We start from the raw sequence: 22,842 nt of genomic DNA on the forward strand, positions 1-22,842 counted from the left end.
ATTTTTTATGTTAAGTGGTTCGTCTGTTTTAATTCGTTATAAGACGTTTTGAAACAGATATACCTTCCACAATGATTGACTTCACTTAAAAAGTATAACAAAAAAAACGATATTTTAGTACAGTTATTCTCTTTTTATTGTAACAGAAGTCAAAAATAAACAAATACAAATTTTTTATTTTATATGATTACTCTCGTAAAATCCCCGAAATTTATTTATTGATGTAATTGTTGAAAAAAATAATTTTTTCCGACAGTTTCCATCATTTTTTCACTAACATTTTCTTAAAAAAAGGAGTATCATAAGAACGGAATGTGACACTTTTTTAAGGAGATGAGTCTATGGAGTCAGTTAATAGTTTTCAAGAAAATAAAGAAGTACAAAAAAATCGCTGGTGGATCTTAGTCTCGGTGGCCATGTTTACTTTCATGTCCACTTTAGATGCTAGTATCGTCAATATAGCGTTACCGACCATTTCAAAAGATATGAAGGTACCAATGAATCAATCAGAATGGATTGTTTCAATTTATTTGATGATTGTCTGTTCGTGTCTCTTACTTTTTGGAAAAATCGGAGATAGTTTTGGTAAGATCAAAGTTTACCGTATCGGAACCGTGATTTTTACAATAGGCTCGTTATTATGCGGATTTAATCATTCGTTAGAATTTCTTTTATTTGCACGGATCGTTCAAGGAATTGGTTCAAGTATGACGATGGCCGCAAATTCGGGGATTGTCACAGAAGTATTTCCTTTTAAAGAACGTGGTCGAGCATTAGGTTCGATTGGTGCTTTTGTTTCTCTGGGGTCAATTGCTGGACCTGGAATCGGCGGATTGATTCTTTCTCATTTTTCATGGTCTTATATTTTCTGGATTAATGTGCCTGTTGGAATCATCACAATCTTGATTGGCGAGAAATTTTTACCAAAAGATATCACTAAAAGTGGCAAAAAAGTTGATATACTTGGATTTAGTTTGTTTGCTGCCTTTATTATGACATTCTTTGGAGGTATCTTTATTGGTCAGGAAATCGGCTTTGACGCTACTTTGTCTGTTGTATTATTTGCTTTTGCAGTACTTTCATTTATCATTTTTATAAGAGTAGAAAAACGTGTCCGTCAACCTTTGATCACTTTTTCGATTTTTAAAAACAAGGTCTTTACAATGAGCTTGATCACGGCTGTTTTGATTTTTTCATCTAACTTCTTTGTCAACGTTGTGATCCCGTTTTACTTACAAAATGCCCGTGGTTTACCAGCCAGTAAAGCAGGACTATTGATGATGGTTTTTCCTTTATTAATGGTCGTTGGTTCTCCTATTAGCGGTTTTTTAACGGATAAAATCGGCACAAAGATATTAACTTTATCTGGATTGATTTTGTTATCGATCACGTCTTTAATGTATATGTTTTTAAATCAAGGCACACCGCTTTGGTATTATATTGTGGCGACTGGTATTATGGGTTTAGGAAATGCACTTTTCCAATCACCGAACAATACGACTGTCATGAGTAGTGTTTCCAAAGAGGATTTAGGCGTTGCTGGGAGTATGAACTCATTCGCTCGTAATTTAGGCATGGTCTTGGGAATTGCATTGGCTACGACAATTTTGTATAACGCAATGAGCGTTGCTTATGGTCAACGTGTGACGACATACATCAGCGCAAGACCTGATATCTTTATTTTTGGAATGAGGATCACGTTCTTAGGTTCTTTTATTTTATGTTTAACGGCTTTAGGTCTAACTTTATTCCGTTCATTAAACACTAAAAAAAGATAAGTATACTAAAAAATGAAACTGCGACAGAAAATCTCTGCGTTCAGTTTCATTTTTTTAATAGATAATAAAATGACTTGTACTAGTCATCTTCATTGCCATTTTTAATGCTCTTGATGAACTCTTCAAATAATTCAGTTCCAATGCCCATTTTTTTATAATTTTCAAAGATTGACTTTAACTCCATCAGCAGATAGCCAACATATAAAACATAGATCAGCCCTACCCCAGCTCCACCTGGAATCAATGGCGCTAAGGGAATAAAAAACATGAGCAATACCATGCTAGCTACCTTTCTCAATATTCCATTGATCCCTACTTTACTTAAAAAATCAATTTTGGGGTTGATTTTTGCAGCTAAACTACCGCTTAAAAAATCGATGATCATCGCGATACAAATCAATGCTAACACGTAAATTGCTTTATGATCTGCATCGACTAAAAAACGATCTAAATACTCAAACATTTTCATAATTACCACCTTTTTTCATTATTTACTTAATTAGCTTATTATTTTTGAATCATTACGATAGTTTGCTTTAAATGCTTTTCTTTTTTTTGAACACTTTTTAACTATCGTATAGGAATACTTTACTTGATTATTGTCTAGTTAAACTACCAAATTTCTCCCATAATAGTGTCATTTTTCTATTAACAGTTTTCCACTTTCATATGACTCAGCAAAATGTATCATCGCATTGTCTAATTCCCGATAAAACTTACTTTCACTCATATGATGTTTCATATATATCGCGATATTTGTTGTAAAATTTCGGTCCATAAATTTGTCATATAATAATTGCCTATCGTACGCATCCAACTGATTCATAGCATCTGTGATCTTTTCTAATTCAACTTCTGCAAGATATTTTCGATCAACCACTTTATCCGGTTTGCGAGAAAATTCTTTATCAATATTTTTCATTTCAAATGTATATGCCGTTGTTACTTTCGGCGAACATTTCTCTCCAGCGATTCTTACTAAAGAACGATACGTTTTTAGTAAATTATCAACTTTTTTTTTCGTTTTCTTTCGATCGATTTCAGGGAATAAAAGCATTTTTATCCTCTCCTTTATTTAGTGAATTAGCTAATTTATATTAAAATCATTGACTAACATTAGCATTTACGCTATTATGTAAGTATAGTTAAATAAGCTTTATTCTGCTTCCGCTGCCTTCGCTATAGATGCTGACTGCTAGAATAGCTTTGTCTAACTACTTACTGACAAATTAGTTTATAAGAGTATTATAATAGCTTAAAAGCTAATTGTCAATTAAAAATAGCTTAAAAGCTAATATTTTTCATTTAAGCTTATGAAAGGTTGAAAAACATGCGTTTAACTTTCAGGATCAAAGAACTCGCAGACAAGAAAAAAGTTACTTTTGCTGAAATCGAACGAAATACAGGTATTTCTAATGGACAAATTCGTCGTTGGGATACTTCTTCTCCAAAAATAGAGAATATCCAAAAAGTAGCTGATTATTTTAATGTTTCTACTGACTATTTATTGGGACGTTCTGAAGTATCTTCCATTAAAGAAGCTGACCAAGAGGACAAACTCTCTTCTCAGATCATGTTTCGGATGAATACAGAAGGCTTATCTGAAAATGAAGTAGATGAACTGAAAGATGAAGTGGATCGTTTTCTTCGTTTTAGACGAGCTGAAATCGAACGTGAAAGAGAACTAAAACAAGACGACAAGGCGTGATTGGATGACAGAGCAAATTGATGAATATCTTAGTTTTTCGGATAAAATAAACGATTATATCTCAGCGTTGATGGTCGCAAATAATATCGGTTATGAAAATTACGACTGTTCCTATCTTTGGGACTACGTAAAATCTAAGGGAGTTTCAATGCGCAGTTTTCCATTCGATGGCGTAGCAAGAGATCGTATTTCCGGTATGATCGTTAAAGACTCTTTAGAGACAACGATTGGCTATAATCAAAACATGAGTGAAAAAAGAAAGAATTTTACGATCAGTCATGAGATTACGCATTATTTATTTCATATGACTGAAAATGATCTGATTTTTACCGATACAGAAAGTAGCTTGCACTATTCTTATAACGAAGTACTTCATGAGTTTCAAGCAAATATCGGCGCTTCCGCAATACTTGTACCTGATGTTGTATTCTTCCGCTTTTTAAAAGAAGGCTGGAATTTGTCTCAGCTATCGAATCATTTTGGAATATCGGAAAGCGCCCTTTATATCCGTTTGATCCATACGATGCAGGCTAATTTTGGCGTTTCTTATATCGCAGCTAAAACAAATGCAGATGCTATTCGATATAAATTTAGCGGTAAAGGGCAAAGTGCAGCTGTTGAATTGGGGACGAATTTGGAAACACGTTTGTTTCGAACGAATCGGTTTATTGAAGCGTTGTGAAAAATAATGTCACACTCAATACAAACCTAGCTATTTAGTTTTTATTGTAATTGAACTCTTTTAAATATAAGTTTGTTCTAAATACTATAAAACTACCGCGTAAAATAATTTCTACTCCCCCTTTTATTTTTAGAGGGGTGAATATTGAATGTAAGATTGCATGATTGTGTCGTAAAAAGGAGCATATTATGCAAATCAAAAATATGATTGGAGTAGTCAAGATGAGCGAACAACAGAAGAAACCGCAATTATACTAAAAGAACTTGAAAATGAAAATGCAGTTAATTGTAATAACAATTATATAGGTGAGATACACAATGACGATAAAATTGCTGAAGTAAAAGCAACTAACAAAGCTGGATTATTCCACAATGGAGTTCATTGTCCTCGCTGCAGAAGTTTAGATGTGCAGTTCATGCAAAACAACCGGAAAGGCTTTTCAATGGGAAAAGCAGTCGGAGGTGCGCTACTAACTGGTGGCATAGGTACTTTGGCTGGTTTTGCAGGTAAAAAAGGCAAAAAGAACCAGTGGAGATGTAACGATTGCGGCTACACTTTTAGTAGTAAAAAATAAAATCGTTTATGCTTGTTTTGAGTATGGATATTAAAAGAAAGATTTCGACATTGGATAAGAGTAAATAAAAAAATAAGCCTACCTCATGATTGAGATAAGCTTTCAGCCAATAACAGCTATTTTATTATGACTTTATTCATATCAAGCTTATTTCCATGCCCTTCAATACGTGCTTGAATTTCGGGGCCGCTTAACATAGTATCTCCTATTTTATCAAATGTCTCTTTCTCATTTGCTGCTTGTTTTTCAATTTCCTCTACTTTGGTCGAAGAATCAACGATATCCTCTACAACACTCCTAGTTTGCTTATCTAAGTTCATCGGGGCATTTTCTAATGGAAAATTACTAGGCGTTTCCCCTCCAGGTAGAATAGCTAATTCTCCATCTAGAACAAAAGTTAGAAAAACGTAGGTTTTTCCCTCCTCGGGGATAATATCATCCTCTATTAGTGTTAAGAATTTCCCTTTTTCTTGCCCATCGCCGTTTCCGAAATAGTCTCTTGAGGCTTGAATTGTTTCACCTGTTGGAAGGTCCCCCCTTAAGTTATCTATCACATGCAATTTAAAATTAGTTTTTGGTGTATTGCTAATTAATTTTCCGTTCTCGTCATATACTGGATTGGGATATGTTGTTTCCATTTCTTCTACAGTCGCGACAAAAATATTATCCGCTTCCAGTGTTTTTCCTTCAAGTGTGGACGCTCCCATATAAGAACTTTCTAAAACAAAGATGGAGAGTGGTGTTTTCCATGTGTCTACATCATTTTGGTTTTTTAATCCTAGTGATGCTAAAACATCCTTTGTTTGTGAAATCGATGTGCTTACACTTTCTTTTTTATCACTTTTTTTATCTTCATTTTTACACGCAATAAGTGAAACAAGAGTTACACTTAACAGTAAAATTAATCTAAATTTTTTTATTTTCATTCTTTTCTCCTTTTACCATCTTCTTTTAGATGCAAGTAACCCAGCTCTGTCGTCCGCTGTAGGAAGATTATTTACAATACCTGGACCAAAACTAGCATACATTACATTCTTAGAACCTGGAGCATGCCATAATCCTAAAGCATGACCAAATTCATGCGTTGCAATCATGAAACTAAATTCTTCTTTATAGGGATGGTTATTCCTAACCATATAGTAATCATTAAATTCAATCGTTCCGTTTCCTGATGATGTGACTCCACCCACTTTATTTGCACCTTTATTGACATCATATAACCGCACATTAGCTGCCCTATCCATCCGTTGGATTGTTCCTGGTGATTGTTTGTTCCAGTGAATATCTGCATGTGCTACTTGTAAACTATGTTTAGTTCCTGGCTGATTGTATCTCAGAATCTTATTAGATCCACCTAACCAATGATTCCACAGTACGTAAGCATCTGCTTTGACTGGTACCAGAAAAACTCCTAATAAAATAACAATCCCCAACAATATCTTTCCCGTCTTCATTTGAAACCCCCTTTTATATAAAAAGCAATTATATCACTCTTTCTGTTAAAATTAAATGTTTTTTTAACTTATATTTTTGTTTTTTAGACACGAAAACTGTAATTCTTTTTATTTAGCGTACTTTTTCAATATGTACATACCCTCCGAGGAGGGTATTTTACTACTTCGAAACTAACTTAATCTCAACAGCCTCAATGCCTTTACCTTGTCCAATGATACCAGCTTGTCGACCATCACTCACCCACTCGCTCCATCCGATACTTGATTGGTGGACACGATAGACTAAATTGTACTGATCTTTTAATACGCCATTTAGAGTCATTTTTAGAGCTTCTATCCGAATTCCTTTTCCAGTTGATCCGCCTTCTCCTCTTTTGGCTTTATCCCATCCAGACCCAGCTTTGTGAGCCTCAATGTTTACCCAATCTTTTGAGCCATTGATTAATACGTTAATTGCTTCTATCGTGTTTCCTTTTCCGATCGATCCGGCCAGTTGCCCCGATTCCATAAGCGGTCCCCACCCATATCTTGTTAAATGGACCATATAGGATAATCCGTTTGTTGGTTTAACATGACCACTTTGTTCTGGTCGCACTGTGTTGTACTGGTTATGCTTACGTTTAACTATTTTGGATGCCGGTTTTTCTGGCGTTTGATAAACAGGCTGATTCAACTTAGCTTTAAAAGCTACCCAACGACTCCAATTGCCGTCTAGATTAAATTGAGCAGGACAGTTTTTCCGTGATGCGTCATAATACCGTACTACTCGATCACTAGATAAACCATACTTGGCCATTAAGTACTGTACAAGCTCCAGTGTATTTTGTTCTGTCTTAGATACCTATACTCATTTATTAAAGAATAAAGAAGAAGAAACGGCTGATATGTTTGAGAATATTCTTAATAGCCTTTAATTTTTTTTACTAATTCTGTGGTAAAACTGTGGTAAATTATTTTTATTAATGTTTCAATCATTTTTTAAAATAACTACAAACTGTACATAAACCCCTTTAAAAAAGGGATAAGAACAATTAAAAAAACCACCACGACCGTCGTCTATGGTGGAAATGAAGGTTGTTATTTACTCTTGGTAGGAGTAAGTATGAAAAACCAATTCGGGATAATTGGCATGAAGACATATTAGCATCTGAATTTAAAATAAAAATGAACACCTATTTTGTATTTCATAAAAAAACCATGAGGAATTACTCATAGAAGAGGTTTTTATATTTTTCTTTTGTTTCTATCCTAATGAACCATATTAGTTCCAACATTTTTCTGCCTGTGCTACACTTTTATTAGTACCAAAGAAATGTTACCGATGTATTCTTTAGCTATACAAATCACTCCTTATGAAATTTCGTAAATTGTCAATGAAACAAAATACTGTTTGCATACTAATTTCTTTAGGATCAAATGATTTGTCAAGCTTTTAAATTTAGGAGGAATGTATTATGTTAGATCAAGAAAAAGACAACTTATCTGTTCTATTCTCTGACGAAGTTCAAGGTCCCTTTGTAACATTTATCTTAAATACTCATGTCGCTCACCAAGATGTTGAAAAAGATTCTTTGGCTCTCAAAAATTTCGCGAAAGCTGCAAAAGTCCGCTTCGAGAAGAAGTATGTCGAACACTCTTTTGCCCCTTTTCAAGAAAAAATCGATGCCTTACTTGCTGATTCATCCTTTTGGCGTAATGCTACAAAAAGTGTATCCATCATTATTAGTGAAAATGATATCTTTATCCATCGACTCCATGTTCCTGTCGATAATCAATATTATGTTGATGACCGACCTTATCTTTTAGGAATCATTAAAAATAATCAATTCAATTATCGTTACTATTTAATGGCTTTAAATCGTGATTCCATGGCACTTTATTTAGTTGAAAACAATCAAGTAAAATCGGTCGATCTACCTGCAGATGCACCAACCGATTTAGTTGGCACTTTAGGTGATGAGCTGACTGGCGGCAGTATGAATTACTCCATTCAAGGCGGAGCTGGATACAATGGTTCTTCTAAAGAAGGTGTTGCCTATCATGGTGTGAATACTAAAGATGAAGAAGTAAAAATCGACTGGACTAACTACTATCAAGCAATCGATAATTACTTGAAAGATACCTTTGTAAATTCTGATAACTTACCAATTCGTCTGTATGCCTTACCGGAAAACCAAACACTCTTTAAAAAAATCGCAAAAAATCCTTATCTGGTAAGCGATGCCTGTGTTTCTTCTTCTCCTGCCCAGGTTTCTTTTAAAGATATTGAAAAAGGTGCACAAAAAATCAATCAAGAATTAGAAACAATAGAGACAAAAGCGTACAATCAGTTATTAGACAAAAAATTTGTCGATCAATTGGACGATATCGTTCCTGCATCAGATGAAGGAAAAATATCTCATTTCTTCATTTCTACTGCTAATTTCGTTAATGAAACAACTGAAATGTCGACAGAAGAATTTGATCGTCGAAAGGTTTTGAATAAGGTAACAGATACTGTTCTTAGAACAGGTGGAAAAGTCTTTGTCTTAGATCAAACAGCGTCACCTGATGAAAAAACATTATTGGCTGTTTTACGCTATTAACATTTTTTTCTACTAAATGGACAAGAGCCACTCAACAGAATCGTTGAGTGGCTCTTTAATTAAGTTGATTAAATATTTTGTTAGCTATAAAACCATGTAAAAACTATCTATTAGTAAGGATAACCTTATTCTCATCTAAACAATCTGAACCCTTCCTACTTTCAAATCTATGCAGCTCCAAGGCTGCGCCTTCGGAATAGATTTCTACGATATAACTCTATCATTACTTTCATATTTAACGCTCAATACTTCTATACTATAACAGAAATAAGTTTTTTTTGACAATTAATCTTTATTTCTTAACAAATTTTTATTTAATTGAGAGATATTACTGGTCAAACGCCTCTAAATATGCTATATTAAGAGTGTAGTTTTTGTTCGGTAATATATGTGTAGCTGTTTCAAATAAACATCTTCCACATTTTCACCTTTCAAGTAATTGCAAAATATGTATATATCATTAGGAGGATTTTTATTATGGAAACAGGTACAGTAAAATGGTTTAACTCAGACAAAGGTTTTGGATTTATCACTGCAGAAAACGGTAACGATGTATTCGTACATTTCTCAGCTATCCAAGGCGACGGATTCAAAACTTTAGAAGAAGGTCAAGCAGTGACTTTCGACGTTGAAGATGGCCAACGTGGTCCTCAAGCTACTAACGTTAACAAAGCATAATTAACTTAACTTTAGTAAATTCAAAACCTGACGAATATTCGTCAGGTTTTTTTATGTATTAAAAACGGGTAGAACAGAAGCGTTTATTGCCCAAAGGCTTGCTTCTGCTCTCACCGTTTATTCGGATTCCTTAAAGCTAGGATATAACTCGTAGAGTTAACTCCTAACCTCATCTTATTCCTTGGTCTAAATACTTTTACCATTATGTTTCACTGTGTTTAATCAGCCTTACTAATTCTTCTCCAAAACCAGAACAACTTAGCAAAGTTGCCCCTTCCATCTGCTCTGCAAAGTCTTTTGTGACAGTTTTATTCACTAAAGCTTCTTCAATACTTTTCGTGATCAATTGACTCGCTTCATTCCAACCTAAATAATCAAACATCAATACACCAGATAAAAGTAATGAGGATGGATTTAATTGATTTAAACCAGCAAATTCTGGAGCGGTTCCATGTGTTGCTTCAAAGATACCATGCCCTGTTTCCAAATTTAGATTTGCTCCTGGTGCAATTCCGATTCCACCAACTTGCGCCGCCAATGCATCTGAAATGTAGTCTCCATTTAAATTCAGTGTTGCTATAACATCATAATTTTCAGGATGTAACAAGATTTCTTGTAAAAAAATATCAGCAATACGATCTTTTATAATTAATTTTCCTGTTTTTTCTGCTTCTTCAAGCTTTTGATCCGCTGCTGACTTTCCTTCTTTATTTTTGATTGCTAAATAGTTTTCCCAAGTAAAAATCTTATCACCAAATTCTTTTTCAGCTAACGCATACCCCCATTTTTTAAAACCACCCTCAGTAAATTTCATGATATTCCCTTTATGAACCAACGTTACAGATCGTCGATCATTTTTTAAAGCATGTTCAATGGCTCCACGAACCAAGCGCTCCGTTCCTTCCTTAGAAACTGGCTTGATCCCAATGGCTGACGATTCTGGGAAACGAATCTTATTGACACCAAATGCTGTTTTTAAATAAGCAATCAGTTTTTTTGCTTCTTGACTTTCAGCTGCAAATTCAATTCCAGCATAAATATCTTCGGTGTTCTCTCTGAAAATCATCATGTCGGTCTTTTCTGGCTGTTTTAATGGTGACGGAACTCCTTCAAAATATCGAACTGGCCGATAACAGATATATAAATCTAATTCTTGTCTTAACGCCACATTCAATGAACGAAACCCACCGCCAATAGGTGTAGTCAGCGGTCCTTTGATAGCTACAAGATGGTTTTTGATCGTTTCCAATGTTTCATCTGGTAACCAACTTCCTGTTTTGTTGAAAGCTTTTTCCCCTGCCAGCACTTCTTGCCAAATAACTTTCCGTGTCCCTTTATATGCCTTATCAATTGCTGTGTCAAATACATCCTTAGCGGCTTGCCAAATTTCTGGTCCGATTCCGTCTCCTTCAATAAAAGGAATGATTGGATAGTCTGGAACAATTAATTTTCCATTTTTAAAACCAACTTTTTGCCCATTTATCATGCTTCCATTCCTCCTGATTGCATTCTGTTATTCAACTCACTATATTTTAACTGTTTAGGGCCAATATAATGAGACCGTGGCCGAATCAAACAATCTTCTTTTTTCTGTTCATTAATATGACCTAACCAGCCAGAAACACGACTCATTGCAAAAATCAACGTGAACAAATCACTATCGATATCCATGCAATGATATACCGTAGCCGAGTAAAAATCGACGTTTGGAATCAAGCCTTTCGTCTCTTTTAAATAACGCTCAACCTGGCAAGATAGAAAATACCACTGTTCTTTTTGCGTAATGGTCGTTAGTTCTTTTGCTAGTTTTTTCAGATGCTTTTTCCTTGGGTCTTCTGTCTTATATACGCGATGGCCAAAGCCCATGACTTTTTCTTTACGATCCAATTTCTGATTTAAATAGTCTTCTACATTGAGATTTTCTGAATCAATTTCTTTTAACATGTCAAAAACTTTTTCATTGGCTCCCCCATGCAGTGGCCCTTTCAAAGAACCAACTGCACCTGTAATACATGAATAAACATCAGATAATGTGGATGCGCACACCCTTGCAGTGAAAGTACTCGCATTTAAATCATGATCTGCATGTAAAACTAAAGCCTGATTCATCGCCTCTACACGTATATCTTCAGCAAGTTCTCCCGTCAACATATACAGAAAATTTGCTGCAATCGATAAATCATTTCTTGGAGGAATTGGGTCCAAGCCTTTTCTTAATCTTGCATACGCCGCAATAATCGTCGGCATTTTAGCTTGTAGTGCAATACTTTGCAGATAGGTTGAACGTTCATCTGTCGCTTCTGCATTTGGATCAAACACTCCTAAAAGTGAAATCGTTGACCGCAACACACTCATAGGATGAAGGTTCTGGCGTGTTTGGATTTTTAAACACGTAATGATCGTATCGGATATTGCCATTTGTGAAGATAGCTCTTGTCTAAATTTTTTCAACTCTTGATTTGTAGGTATTCTTAAATACCACAATAAAAAAATCACTTCTTCAAACTGAACTCTTTCAGCTACTAGATCATCGATATTAAATCCTGCGAATAATAGTTGATTCTCTACAATCGAACTGATTTTTGTTTCAGAAACAACAACACCTTCTAAGCCTTTGTGAATCTTCATCCAAGTCCCTCTCTTCCATATATGAATAACAACCTTCAAAGCTATTTATTCGCATACATTTTAAATTACTCTTAAAGCTTTTTACGAATCACCATCGGTAAAATTCCCCCATGCTGATAATACGTAATATCAACAGCTGAATCAAATCGAAGAATCGTTTCAAATTGAATTATTTCTCCATTTGATTTATTTGCAGTAACAGCTACAGTGTCTAAAATACCTTTTGTTTCATCGATATCAATGTCAAATAACTCAGTTCCTGTTAAACCTAAGCTATCAGCATCTTCACCTGGTTTGAACTGTAGTGGTAAAACACCCATCATCACTAGATTTGAACGATGAATTCGTTCGTAACTTTTGGCAATTACAGCTTCCACTCCAAGTAATTGTACTCCTTTAGCCGCCCAGTCTCTTGATGAGCCCATACCATAATCGTCCCCTGCTAAAATCACTAGTTTCGTCCCTTGTTTCTGATAGTTCATTGCGGCATCATAGATGGCCATTTTTTCTTGTGTAGGTGCAAAAATCGTATAGCCGCCTTCGACATCCGGCACTAATTGATTACGAATACGAATATTGGCTAAAGTTCCTCTCATCATCACTTCATGGTGACCACGTCTGGCCCCATAAGAGTTAAATTCACGGACCCCAACACCTCTATCAATCAAATACTGGCCTGCAGGACTATTTTTTTGAATACTTCCAGCTGGTGAAATATGGTCAGTCGTAACTGAATCACCAAATTTAGCTAAGACAGCTAGTTGTTTTAATGGCTTTCTTGATTCTCTTTCTTTTGTCATTTCTGTAAAATATGGCGGATTCGCAATGTAAGTTGATTCTTCCCAAGAGTATAATGGTTCAGCGTTTGTTTCAATACTATTCCATTCTTCGTTATCACTAAACACTCGAGCATATTCTTCTTGGTAAAGTTCTGGTGTAACACATTCATCGATCAATGCCTGAATTTCATCTCTAGACGGCCATAAATCATTAAAATAAATTGGTATATTGTTTTCACCAATGCCAATTGGTTCGTTAAATACGTCGATATCGACCGTCCCAGCCAGTGCGTATAAAACAACAAGTGGCGGTGAAGCAAGATAATTTGCTTTAACTAAGGGATGGATACGCCCTTCAAAATTACGATTTCCACTCAACACACCTGCAGTCAATAAATCATTTTCTTTAATCACTTCTTCGACTTCAGGTTTTAATGCCCCAGAGTTACCAATACAAGTTGTACAGCCATATCCAACGAGATGAAAACCTAATTGTTCTAAATAAGGCAATAAACCTGCTTTTTTCAGATAAGCTGTCACCACTTTTGAGCCTGGTGCTAATGAGGTTTTGACGTAATTCGGTACGTTTAAACCAAGTAATGCAGCTTTTTTAGCTACTAATCCCGCACTTAACATGACAAATGGATTTGATGTATTCGTACATGAAGTGATTGCTGCAATCGCTACAGCTCCAGGTTTTAATTGATGTTGCACACCTTCTAAATTTAATGTAACGCTTTCTGTTTGTTGTTTCTCAGAAAGTCCAAACCCTTGTAAGCCAGCTGGCGCTTTAATAGCGTTCTCAAATGCTGTTTTCATTTCCGATAAAGGGACTAAATCTTGTGGTCGTTTTGGTCCTGCAAGGTTGGCTTGTATTTGACTTAGATCGATTTCTACGACTGTTGTATAATGAGGTTCATGATCGTTTATCGGATCGTAGAATAATTGATTTTCTTTCAAATAATGTTCCGTGATGACGACTGCTTCTTCTTCCCTTCCTGTTAGTCGCAGATACCGAATCGTTTCGTTATCTACAGGAAAAAATCCGCATGTCGCGCCATATTCAGGTGCCATATTTGCCACCGTTGCTCGATCAGCTAAACTTAATTTAACTAAACCTGGACCAAAGAATTCAACAAATTTACCGACAACTTTGTGTTCTCTTAACACTTGAGTTACTTTTAATGCTAAATCCGTTGCTGTTGCCCCTTGGGATAATTCATTAACAAAGCGAACACCAACAACCTCTGGAATTGGAAAATAAGATGGCTCACCAAGCATACTAGCTTCAGCTTCGATTCCGCCAACACCCCAGCCCAAAACACCTAATGCATTGACCATTGTCGTATGAGAATCGGTCCCAACTAACGTGTCAGGATATAGTAAAATAGTACCATCCTTTTGTTTCTTTTGTGTCACAACTGAAGCTAAATATTCAATGTTGACTTGATGAACAATTCCCGTTGCCGGGGGTACCACTCGATAATTATCAAACACTTTTTGCGCCCAACTTAAGAAGCGATAGCGTTCTTGGTTTCGTTGAAATTCCATTTTCATATTTAGCTGCAAGGCTTGTTTTACTCCGGCAACATCCACTTGGACAGAATGATCGACGACTAAGTCGACAGGAACTTCCGGATTGATAGTCGTTGGATCGCCGCCAAAATCAGCAATTGTTTTTCTTAAAGAAGCGAGGTCAACAACAGCTGGAACACCAGTAAAATCTTGGAGAATCACGCGAGCTGGTTTGAATGGGACCTCCCCCTTGTTGGCATGTTCTGAAGACCAATTAGCCAGATGCTTGATATGCTCTTGTGTAATCCCCGTTCCATTTTCTTGCCGCAGCAAAGATTCCAATAAAACACGAATACTAAAGGGCAATGTTGCAACAAATTGATTTGACTCCGTTTCTAGTGAAGCTAATGAATAATATTGATACTTCTGATTCTTCATTTCAAAAAAAGTTTCCGACGATTGTTTATACGTAATCAAAAACACCCCTCCTAAATTTAAAAGCTGAGCTGGCTCATTTAGACTAGACTGAAAAATAGGAGTGTAGTATTACTACTGCAACTTTACTTCTATTTATCTCCAGTCATTCACTCCATATGACCAAATATCCCAAACTCTACCTTCATACCTATGTACAACGTTATAAATAACTTGATTTTAGCTATTATAACGGCATTATAAACAAATGTAAACCTTTAGAACAATGAGAAAAGTTACATTAATTAACCTATCCATGTCACATTTGTGTCATATATTCAAATCTCTAAATATAATGACTAAATCCGTCATAAACCGATTTTTTACTAACCAAAATTAGCTCATACTCATTCATTACACATATTATTCTAATTTTAATGACATAATAAAAAAACTAAAATGCAGCCTACTACAACTAACATTTACAGAGTCATATTTTGTCTATTTCGAACTAGTTTTACCGCTTTCATGTTAGACGATTTTTTTTTATAAACAAGTAAAAAAAGGAGGCTAGAAGATAACTCTACGAGTTATATCCTAACCTCTCTTTTAGTTAAATATCTAATGTAACGTTTACTTCTTGCAACGGAATATCGTAAAATCGGTCTTCTCTTCTACCTAAGAAGTCTTTTCCTTGTTGCAGGAACATTGCATACATTAATACATCTTCCGTTGATTTTGCATATTCTCCAATTTCTTTTTTATATTGTGGAAGTTCTGGTGTTAATAAATCTGCAGGTCTAACTGTGATCACGTCATCTTCACCAATAATCAATTTTGTCATTTCTTCTGAAATTGAAACAGGTGGTTTTCCATACAATCCTTTAACATAATCCTTGATTTCTTTTGGAATCATTTTGTATCGCTCACCACTGATAACGTTCATTACAGCTTGCGTTCCTACCATTTGTGATAAAGGGGTCACAAGCGGTGGATAGCCTAAATCAGCACGAACTTTTGGTACTTCACGTAAAACGTCTTCGTATTTATCCGCTAACCCTTGTTCTGTCAATTGACTCAACAAATTTGACAACATCCCACCAGGTACTTTATAAATCAAGGTTTTTGGTTCGGTGTCTTTTACTTTAGGATTCAATAAGCCATCTTCTCTAAACTTATCACGTATAGGATTAAAATAGTCCGCTGCTTCTGCTACTTTCTTCATATTTAAATGAGTATCGTACCCTAAATTCTCTAAGGCTAACGCCATTGATTCTGTGGCTGGTTGACTTGTTCCACCAGAAAAAGAAGAAATCGCTGTATCGATAATATCAACACCTGCTTCAACAGCTTTTAAATACGTCATTTCAGAAATTCCGCTAGTTGCATGCGTATGAACCTCTAGAGGTACTTGGATTTTATTTTTGATCTCTGTAACTAAGCGATACGCATCATCTGGTGTCAAAATTCCTGCCATATCTTTAATGCAAATTGAATCAGCACCCATTTTTTCTAATTCCGTAGTTAAACCGACAAAATAATCAATCGTATGAAACTCACTAGTCGTGTATGAAATTGCTGGTTGACAATGACCGCCAAACTTCTTCGTTGCTTCAATCGATGTTTGCAAATTTCTTGTATCGTTTAGCGCATCGAAAACACGAATAATATCGATCCCATTTTCGATGGATTTTTGAACAAATGCTTCTACGACATCGTCCGCATAATTTTTATACCCAAGTAGATTTTGTCCTCTTAAAAGCATTTGTAATTTCGTATTTTTGACTGCTTTTCGAATCGTTCTTAGACGTTCCCATGGATCTTCATTCAAAAAACGAATACAGGCATCAAATGTTGCACCGCCCCACATCTCCAAAGCATGATAGCCTGCTTCGTCCAATGTTTGAATGATCGGCAACATATCGCTTGTCGGCATTCGTGTAGCGATTTGACTCTGTTGACCATCACGCAGAACAGTTTCTGTAAAAAGGATTTTTTTTGTCATTTCATCCTTCCTTTCTTAATAAATTACTGATTGTTTTTTGCATTTCTTCTACACTATGGTGTCTTTGTCTACCACAGATTTTTGCTTCTTTCTCGCAGATAAAACAGATTCTTGGTTTGTAATTTAATTCGGTACGACTAATTGAAGATAGACTGTGATCTTTTAAATAAAGTACATCTAAGTCCATTAAACGACCGTACTGGTGTGTTTCTTCAACTTTAATCAGTTTTCTTTTCAGTTCTTTAGGTGTTTCATCAAGGACTAGATAATATTCAGAACCTGTTTTCAATTCTCGGTGTTTACAAGCAATTAGTTGTTCAGGAGGAAAAAGAGCATTGATTTCTTTGATGACAGTCAAAAAGGCTTGTCTTAACTGCTTATTTGTTTTTATAGGTCCTGGAATATTCATCGTAGCGCTTAATAAGGCACCTGTTGGATACTTTTGTAAAAGTTCTTGCTGGATCGTTACTCGTCTTTCTCTGGTATCTAGCATTTCTACTAAAGTAATCATTTCACCCGTTAGATAGGCTTTAGACATTTCTGACCACATCAATAATTGAACCATCACGGTATTCGATCAATGCAACTACTTTATCTCCGTACTCAATCGCATCTGGTCTATCAACGATACTGTAGGCCTTTTTTTGTAGTTCTTTCATTGTTAATTGCGGAACATCTAGTTCTTTAAAATACTCGATTAGATCTTGGCGTTCCGGATTGATAGCTATGCCGATTTCTGTCACCACGACATCAATACTGCTTCCTGGCGTTACAATGGTATTGACTTCTTCAACAATCGTTGGAATTCGACCTCTGATCAACGGTGCGATCACTAAACTCATCTTGCACGCGGCACTCGTATCTGAATGTCCACCAGATGCCCCACGAATGACACCATCTGATCCTGTAATAACATTCACATTGAAATTTGTGTCAATTTCGAGTGCAGAAAGTATCGCTGTATCTAATTGGTTGATCACAGAACCCTTACTAAATGGGGATGCGTACATATTTGCATCGATTTCATAGTGATTATTATTTTTATCTAAAGATACGGCCGATGGATGATCAAAATCTTGGACGTCTATGATTTTTTCCACTAGTCCTTCTTCTAATAATTCAACCATTGCATTCGTGATTCCTCCTAGAGCAAAGCTAGCTGTGATACCGTCTTTGAGCATTGCTTCTTTCAAAAATCTGGAAACAGCCAATGCCGCTCCACCTGTTCCTGTTTGGAATGAAAAACCATTTTTATAATACGGTGAGTGCGTGATTACCTTTGCTGCATATTCTGCAATCAATAACTCTTTCGGATTTTTAGTAAAACGGGTGGCACCTTTGGCTATCCCTTCAGGATCACCAATCGCATCGACTTCTACGACAAAGTCCACATCCGTTTGTGGAATGCTGATTGGCGTATTGGGATAAGGCATCAAGCTATCCGTAATAATCACGACTTGATCTGCATATTTTGCATCGATCATAGCATAGCCTAACGAGCCGCAGGTTGCTTTGCCTTTTGTTCCATTTACATTTCCATAAGCATCTGAGCTGGGTGCCCCGAGAAACGCTACATCAATATGGATATCACCCGTTGCAATCGCTCTTGCACGACCACCATGAGATCTTATCACAACAGGATTTTCCATGATTCCTTCAGAAATTGCAGCGCCGACTTTATCACGTAAACCGCTTGAGGTAATATTTGTCACAATACCATTTTTGATATGATCGATCAAAGATTCGTGAACATTGGCAATTGAGCTGGGAGCAATCGATAAGTTTTTGATTCCCATCGCTTCGATTTCCTTTAAAACCATGTTCATCACAAAGTCACCTTCACGAAAATGATGATGAAAAGAAATCGTCATACCATCTTTTAAACCTGTTTTTTCAATCGCTTCTCTTAAACTTCCTAATAGTTTTGTGTCTCTTGGTCTAACAGGATTGATTGTGCGACTTGCTTCTTTGTATTCATGAATCGTTGCTAACTCACCTTTAAATAAACCAAATTGCTCAGCATAATTATCTGGAATTTCTTTGCCTACAATATTTTTCATTTTAGACTTCCTCCTCAGAAATTAATTTTGCTGCAATAGCTAGCGCAATCACTCGCTCCGCTCGTTCAACGATCGGCTTATCTACCATTTTCCCATTGACTGAGATCACACCAGAGCCTTTAGCTTCTGCTTCACGAATGCCCCAGATTACTTCTTTGGCATTTTGGATTTCTTTTTCTGTTGGCACATACACGCTATTGACCAAAGGAATTTGGCGTGGATTGATAACGGATTTACCATCGAATCCTAGTTGCTTTATCAATTCAACTTCTGCTAAAAAGCCTGCTGTATTATCGACATCTGAATACACGGTATCAATAGCCGCAATTCCTGCAGCTCTAGCTGAATGTAGGATAAAACTGCGCGCAAAAAACAGTTCTTGTCCATCAGGATAGCGATGCGTTTTCATGTTGGTCACATAATCTTCTGCACCAAGGGCGATTCCGATCAAACGATCACTAGCTTTCGCAATTTCTCGAGCATTCAAGACACCTTCAGCTGATTCGATTGCTGCCATCATTTTCGTTGTCCCAACTCTAATTCCATATTTCGTTTCCATTTCGGACATCACAGCGGCTACATCAATAATATCTTGAGCCGTTTCTGTTTTTGGTAAACGAATCACATCAATACCTGCTAAAACCATCGCTTCAATATCTTGATGTCCAACCGTGTCTAATCCGTTGATTCGAACAACGGTTTCAACAGTAGAGTAGTCAAACGTCCGTAAGGCCTTATAAACAAGTAAACGGGCACTATCTTTTTCTTTTAAAGAAACAGCATCCTCTAAATCAAACATCAATGAATCCGCACCATATAAAGTCGCATCTCTAAGCATTGAAGCATTGGCCCCTGGTACAAACATCATGGTTCTTCTTAGTCGTTCCATGATTGAATCACCTGCCAATCAATCGTTTCTTTACCAGCTGCACGATAAACGGCTGCAACAGTTCGAGCTTCGATCGTGCAATCCAATGCCCCTTTATCCACTGCCTGTACCTTAACATTTGTTACCGCTAATTTTTCTAATGTTTCTTGAATTTTTGCTCGGATCTGACGGCCAAATTGTTTTTCAACACTACTGTCTAACTCAATTTGAATCTCATTTACCTCATTTTGAGTAAGTGTGATTAAAATATCACTTGATTCAGTTGTACCTGCGGATGCGTTTTGCTTCATTTCCAAAATGTACACCTCTTATTCTTTAGTTTGATTCATAATTTCTTTGAAGGTATTCATTGGGACAAGCTTTTTGACTTCTTCATAGGCTTGTTCTTCCATCAATGCTCGTACTCTTGAAGCACTGATGATTTCTCCATCCTTCATTTTTCTAGGTAAAATGATCAGACGCAAGGAAGAAGAAAATACATTCTTCATTGCTTCATTATAAATATTGGTCACAGGTGACAATGGTTCTTCTCCAACAAATCTTGTTGTGATCTCTAAAATAGGCGCAATTTTTTCTTTAAACAGAGTGGCGTCCAGTTTAGCTTGAACTTTCGCAACACTAGCTTTTGCTTGGTCTTTTAAAAAATAAGAAGGAAATGTTGCACTTGAAACCATGTATTGTCTAGTCGGCAAAACGACAACATTTTTTAAATGCTTGACTCCTTCTTGAACTAAACGAAAACGTGTAGCTGTATCAAAGAGTGAACCTTCTTGTGACAAAACGAAAACATAAACCGTTTCAGTTTGTTTGGCAGCTTCTGTAATCAAATATAAATGTCCATTTGTAAACGGATTTGCATTCATCACGATGCCAGTATTTTTTTTAGTTGGCCGTTTAAATTTACTTATTTCTTTTAGATAATCTGTAAAATTTGGTCCTCCTTGTTCCATAAAAACCAATTCTTCTGTTGCGATGATTTCTACAAATCCTAAAGAGTGGAATAATTGGCTGACTGCAGGTTTCGTATATAAAAAATAATGTGTAAAACCTGAATCAGTCAACTTTCCCCTTAGATTTTCAACAATTTTGGTCAATAAATTTTCATTTTGATAATTTGGATCGATTGCGACACATTTTAAAATACTTTGATAAATCGAACCCGTTGCAATCAATGTTTCTCCTTCATAAATCCCAACTGTATAATCTACTTGAGTATCTGGTCCCAATTCAGAATCTTGCAACAACTGAGCCCACTGATCATAAGCTTGACGATCTCGATCCAACCACAATCTTTTTATTATCATTGCCTGTCACTTCCTATTTATTTTGCAGGGAATAGTTTAAGTAGTAATTTAGAAATCAAAAAGAGTAAAAACAAGACTAAAAATACGCCACCCATTCCAAAAATCATCAATTCTCCAGCAATTTTCAACGCTTCCATATCCATATTGATTACGGCTCCTTTCCTTTTTGTTCAGTCGATTTTCCATCTTACTTATTAAGAGAAGAACGCCAATAACAAGCCACCGGCAATAACTGAAGCGATTTGTCCAGAAACATTGGCGCCAACTGCGTACATCAAGACAAAATTTTGTGGATCTTCGTCTGTCGCCATTTTTTGAATCACACGGCTAGACATTGGAAAAGCAGAAATACCGGCTGCACCGATCATCGGATTGATTTTTTCTTTTCTAAATAGATTCAACAATTTTGCAAATAACACGCCACCCACTGAATCCATGATGAATGCCACTAAACCAAAGGCAATGATCATCAATGTTTGGACATTTAAGAATAAATCTGCTTGCATTTTAATTGAGATCGTTAAACCTAGTAAAATCGAAACGATATTCACTAATTCATTTTGCGCAGTATTTGATAGACGATCTAAAACACCACATTCTCTTAGTAGATTACCAAACATCAAGAAACCAACTAATGGTAAAGAAATCGGTGCAATAAATCCTGCTACGATTGTGATCGCGATTGGGAAAATAATTTTTGTCATTTTTGAAACACTATCTGCTTTATAGGTCATGCGGATTCTTCGTTCTTTTTTCGTTGTAACAGCTTTGATCGCAATTGGTTGAATGATCGGCACAAGCGCCATGTAAGAGTATGCTGCAACAGTGATCGGGCCAAGTAAATTAGGCGCTAATTGATTCGACACAAAAATCGATGTCGGGCCATCTGCGGCGCCAATGATTCCAATGGATGCAGCTTCTTCAATATTGAAGCCAAACATCACGGCTACAATGACGGTGAAGAAAATCCCAAATTGAGCAGCCGCACCAAATAATAGCATGAAAGGATTTTGCAATAACGGACCGAAATCAATCATTGCGCCAATTCCAATAAAAATCAGTAATGGAAATAACTCTGTCGCAATCCCCGCATTAAATAATACATCTAAAACCCCTTCTGCCTCAGAACCATTGACCATTTGAGTTAATACACCTGTCCCTGGAAAATTGACCAAGACAGTCCCTAATCCCATCGGTACTAATAACGTTGGTTCATATTCTTTTTTGATTCCCAAATACATTAACAGACAGCCAATCGCCATCATAAAAATTTGTCCAAATGTTATTGACGTGATTCCTTGAATTAATGTTTCCACGATTTCACTTCCTCCAAAAAATTTCTAGTTTAATCTATTGTAATCAATGCATCTCCAGCGTTGACAACTTGTCCTAATGTGACATGAAGGCCCGTTACTTTGCCGTCAGTTGTCGCAACAACTTCATTTTCCATTTTCATTGCTTCTAAAATCAATAATGGCTGATTTTCTTTTACTTCATCTCCAACATTTACTAAAATTTTTAAGATCGTGCCTGGCATTGGTGATGTCATCGCATCATTACCAGCAGGTACAATAGATTTGGGAGCCGCTGGTTGTTCTACTGACGTAGGCGTTAGTGCAGCGTCCGCTACAGTTTTTTCTGGTGCAACTGTAGGCGCGATCGGTGCTTGTGGCACACCGCCAATTTCTTCCATTTCAACTAAATACTCTTTTCCATCAATTGAGATTTTGAACTTACGTAACATTTTTCTTCCTCCTAAATTTTAACGTGTAATGCGCTCGTTTGACTA

At 36.2% G+C, this 22,842-nt stretch carries 23 protein-coding genes; 6 read left to right on the forward strand and 17 right to left on the reverse strand.

Annotated elements, in window-relative coordinates; all coding sequences use genetic code 11:
* Positions 1-341: 341 nt before the first annotated feature.
* Positions 342-1,778: an MFS transporter gene (locus IGI43_RS04655; RefSeq protein ID WP_438756663.1), complete on the forward strand. Its 1,437-nt coding sequence runs from the start codon at positions 342-344 to the stop codon at positions 1,776-1,778.
* Between the two features lie 79 nt (positions 1,779-1,857).
* On the opposite strand, the gene IGI43_RS04660 is transcribed toward IGI43_RS04655, so the two are convergent.
* On the reverse strand, positions 1,858-2,241 hold the full coding sequence (locus IGI43_RS04660; RefSeq protein WP_438758813.1) for a phage holin family protein: 384 nt from the start codon (positions 2,239-2,241) through the stop codon (positions 1,858-1,860).
* 174 nt (positions 2,242-2,415) lie between these two features.
* The gene (locus IGI43_RS04665) at positions 2,416-2,835 is read right to left on the reverse strand and encodes an ArpU family phage packaging/lysis transcriptional regulator (RefSeq protein WP_438756664.1); all 420 of its coding nucleotides are present in this window, start codon (positions 2,833-2,835) and stop codon (positions 2,416-2,418) included.
* A 273-nt stretch (positions 2,836-3,108) separates the two neighbouring features.
* Here IGI43_RS04665 and IGI43_RS04670 point away from each other — a divergent pair, with 273 nt between their 5' ends.
* The 3 genes from IGI43_RS04670 (at position 3,109) to IGI43_RS04680 (ending at position 4,742) form a co-directional block, all read left to right on the forward strand.
* Positions 3,109-3,486 (forward strand): helix-turn-helix domain-containing protein, encoded by a 378-nt coding sequence (locus IGI43_RS04670; protein ID WP_438756665.1) that lies wholly within the window; start codon positions 3,109-3,111, stop codon positions 3,484-3,486.
* 4 nt (positions 3,487-3,490) lie between these two features.
* The gene (locus IGI43_RS04675) at positions 3,491-4,168 is read left to right on the forward strand and encodes an ImmA/IrrE family metallo-endopeptidase (RefSeq protein ID WP_438756666.1); all 678 of its coding nucleotides are present in this window, start codon (positions 3,491-3,493) and stop codon (positions 4,166-4,168) included.
* A 415-nt stretch (positions 4,169-4,583) separates the two neighbouring features.
* Positions 4,584-4,742, forward strand: a complete 159-nt coding sequence (locus tag IGI43_RS04680) for a hypothetical protein (RefSeq protein ID WP_438756667.1) — start codon at positions 4,584-4,586, stop codon at positions 4,740-4,742.
* Between the two features lie 116 nt (positions 4,743-4,858).
* Here IGI43_RS04680 and IGI43_RS04685 read toward each other — a convergent pair whose 3' ends face one another.
* From IGI43_RS04685 to IGI43_RS04695, 3 genes are all read right to left on the reverse strand, one after another.
* Positions 4,859-5,668: a hypothetical protein gene (locus IGI43_RS04685; protein WP_438756668.1), complete on the reverse strand. Its 810-nt coding sequence runs from the start codon at positions 5,666-5,668 to the stop codon at positions 4,859-4,861.
* Positions 5,669-5,680: 12 nt separating this feature from the next.
* The gene (locus IGI43_RS04690) at positions 5,681-6,196 is read right to left on the reverse strand and encodes a matrixin family metalloprotease (RefSeq protein WP_438756669.1); all 516 of its coding nucleotides are present in this window, start codon (positions 6,194-6,196) and stop codon (positions 5,681-5,683) included.
* Positions 6,197-6,356: 160 nt separating this feature from the next.
* Complete coding sequence (locus IGI43_RS04695) at positions 6,357-6,992, reverse strand: hypothetical protein (RefSeq protein ID WP_438756670.1); 636 nt, start codon at positions 6,990-6,992, stop codon at positions 6,357-6,359.
* A 658-nt stretch (positions 6,993-7,650) separates the two neighbouring features.
* Here IGI43_RS04695 and IGI43_RS04700 point away from each other — a divergent pair.
* Positions 7,651-8,781: a baeRF6 domain-containing protein gene (locus tag IGI43_RS04700; protein ID WP_438756671.1), complete on the forward strand. Its 1,131-nt coding sequence runs from the start codon at positions 7,651-7,653 to the stop codon at positions 8,779-8,781.
* Positions 8,782-9,258: 477 nt separating this feature from the next.
* Positions 9,259-9,459, forward strand: a complete 201-nt coding sequence (locus IGI43_RS04705) for a cold-shock protein (protein WP_069698145.1) — start codon at positions 9,259-9,261, stop codon at positions 9,457-9,459.
* A 202-nt stretch (positions 9,460-9,661) separates the two neighbouring features.
* Here IGI43_RS04705 and icd read toward each other — a convergent pair whose 3' ends face one another.
* From icd to IGI43_RS04765, 12 genes are all read right to left on the reverse strand, one after another.
* The gene (gene icd, locus IGI43_RS04710) at positions 9,662-10,945 is read right to left on the reverse strand and encodes an NADP-dependent isocitrate dehydrogenase (RefSeq protein ID WP_438756672.1); all 1,284 of its coding nucleotides are present in this window, start codon (positions 10,943-10,945) and stop codon (positions 9,662-9,664) included.
* A complete protein-coding gene (locus IGI43_RS04715) occupies positions 10,942-12,087 on the reverse strand; it encodes a citrate synthase (protein ID WP_438756673.1) in 1,146 nt (381 codons plus the stop codon). The genes icd and IGI43_RS04715 overlap by 4 nt, the downstream gene beginning before the upstream one ends.
* Positions 12,088-12,158: 71 nt before the next feature.
* Positions 12,159-14,855 carry an aconitate hydratase AcnA gene (gene acnA / locus IGI43_RS04720; protein ID WP_438758814.1) on the reverse strand — a complete coding sequence of 899 codons (2,697 nt, stop codon included), beginning with the start codon at positions 14,853-14,855 and terminating at the stop codon, positions 12,159-12,161.
* 553 nt (positions 14,856-15,408) lie between these two features.
* A complete protein-coding gene (locus tag IGI43_RS04725) occupies positions 15,409-16,800 on the reverse strand; it encodes an oxaloacetate decarboxylase subunit alpha (RefSeq protein ID WP_438756674.1) in 1,392 nt (463 codons plus the stop codon).
* 1 nt (position 16,801) lies between these two features.
* Entirely contained in the window at positions 16,802-17,338 is a 537-nt protein-coding gene (gene citX / locus IGI43_RS04730) for a citrate lyase holo-[acyl-carrier protein] synthase (RefSeq protein ID WP_438756675.1), read from the reverse strand.
* Entirely contained in the window at positions 17,331-18,860 is a 1,530-nt protein-coding gene (gene citF / locus IGI43_RS04735) for a citrate lyase subunit alpha (protein WP_438756676.1), read from the reverse strand. Before citF ends, citX begins: the two co-directional genes overlap by 8 nt.
* A gap of 1 nt (position 18,861) precedes the next feature.
* Positions 18,862-19,749 (reverse strand): citrate (pro-3S)-lyase subunit beta, encoded by an 888-nt coding sequence (gene citE, locus IGI43_RS04740; protein ID WP_438756677.1) that lies wholly within the window; start codon positions 19,747-19,749, stop codon positions 18,862-18,864.
* Positions 19,737-20,045, reverse strand: a complete 309-nt coding sequence (citD, locus tag IGI43_RS04745; protein WP_438756678.1) for a citrate lyase acyl carrier protein — start codon at positions 20,043-20,045, stop codon at positions 19,737-19,739. Before citD ends, citE begins: the two co-directional genes overlap by 13 nt.
* 12 nt (positions 20,046-20,057) lie before the next feature.
* Positions 20,058-21,053, reverse strand: coding sequence for a [citrate (pro-3S)-lyase] ligase (gene citC / locus IGI43_RS04750; RefSeq protein ID WP_438756679.1), 996 nt, complete (start codon positions 21,051-21,053; stop codon positions 20,058-20,060).
* A gap of 17 nt (positions 21,054-21,070) precedes the next feature.
* Positions 21,071-21,196: an OadG-related small transporter subunit gene (locus IGI43_RS04755; RefSeq protein WP_438756680.1), complete on the reverse strand. Its 126-nt coding sequence runs from the start codon at positions 21,194-21,196 to the stop codon at positions 21,071-21,073.
* 51 nt (positions 21,197-21,247) lie between these two features.
* Positions 21,248-22,369, reverse strand: coding sequence for a sodium ion-translocating decarboxylase subunit beta (locus IGI43_RS04760; protein ID WP_438756681.1), 1,122 nt, complete (start codon positions 22,367-22,369; stop codon positions 21,248-21,250).
* 29 nt (positions 22,370-22,398) lie between these two features.
* Positions 22,399-22,797, reverse strand: a complete 399-nt coding sequence (locus tag IGI43_RS04765; RefSeq protein WP_438756682.1) for an acetyl-CoA carboxylase biotin carboxyl carrier protein subunit — start codon at positions 22,795-22,797, stop codon at positions 22,399-22,401.
* Positions 22,798-22,842 lie beyond the last annotated feature (45 nt).

Source organism: Enterococcus sp. AZ126, from assembly GCF_051714545.1.
Classification (GTDB): Bacteria; Bacillota; Bacilli; order Lactobacillales; family Enterococcaceae; genus Enterococcus_L.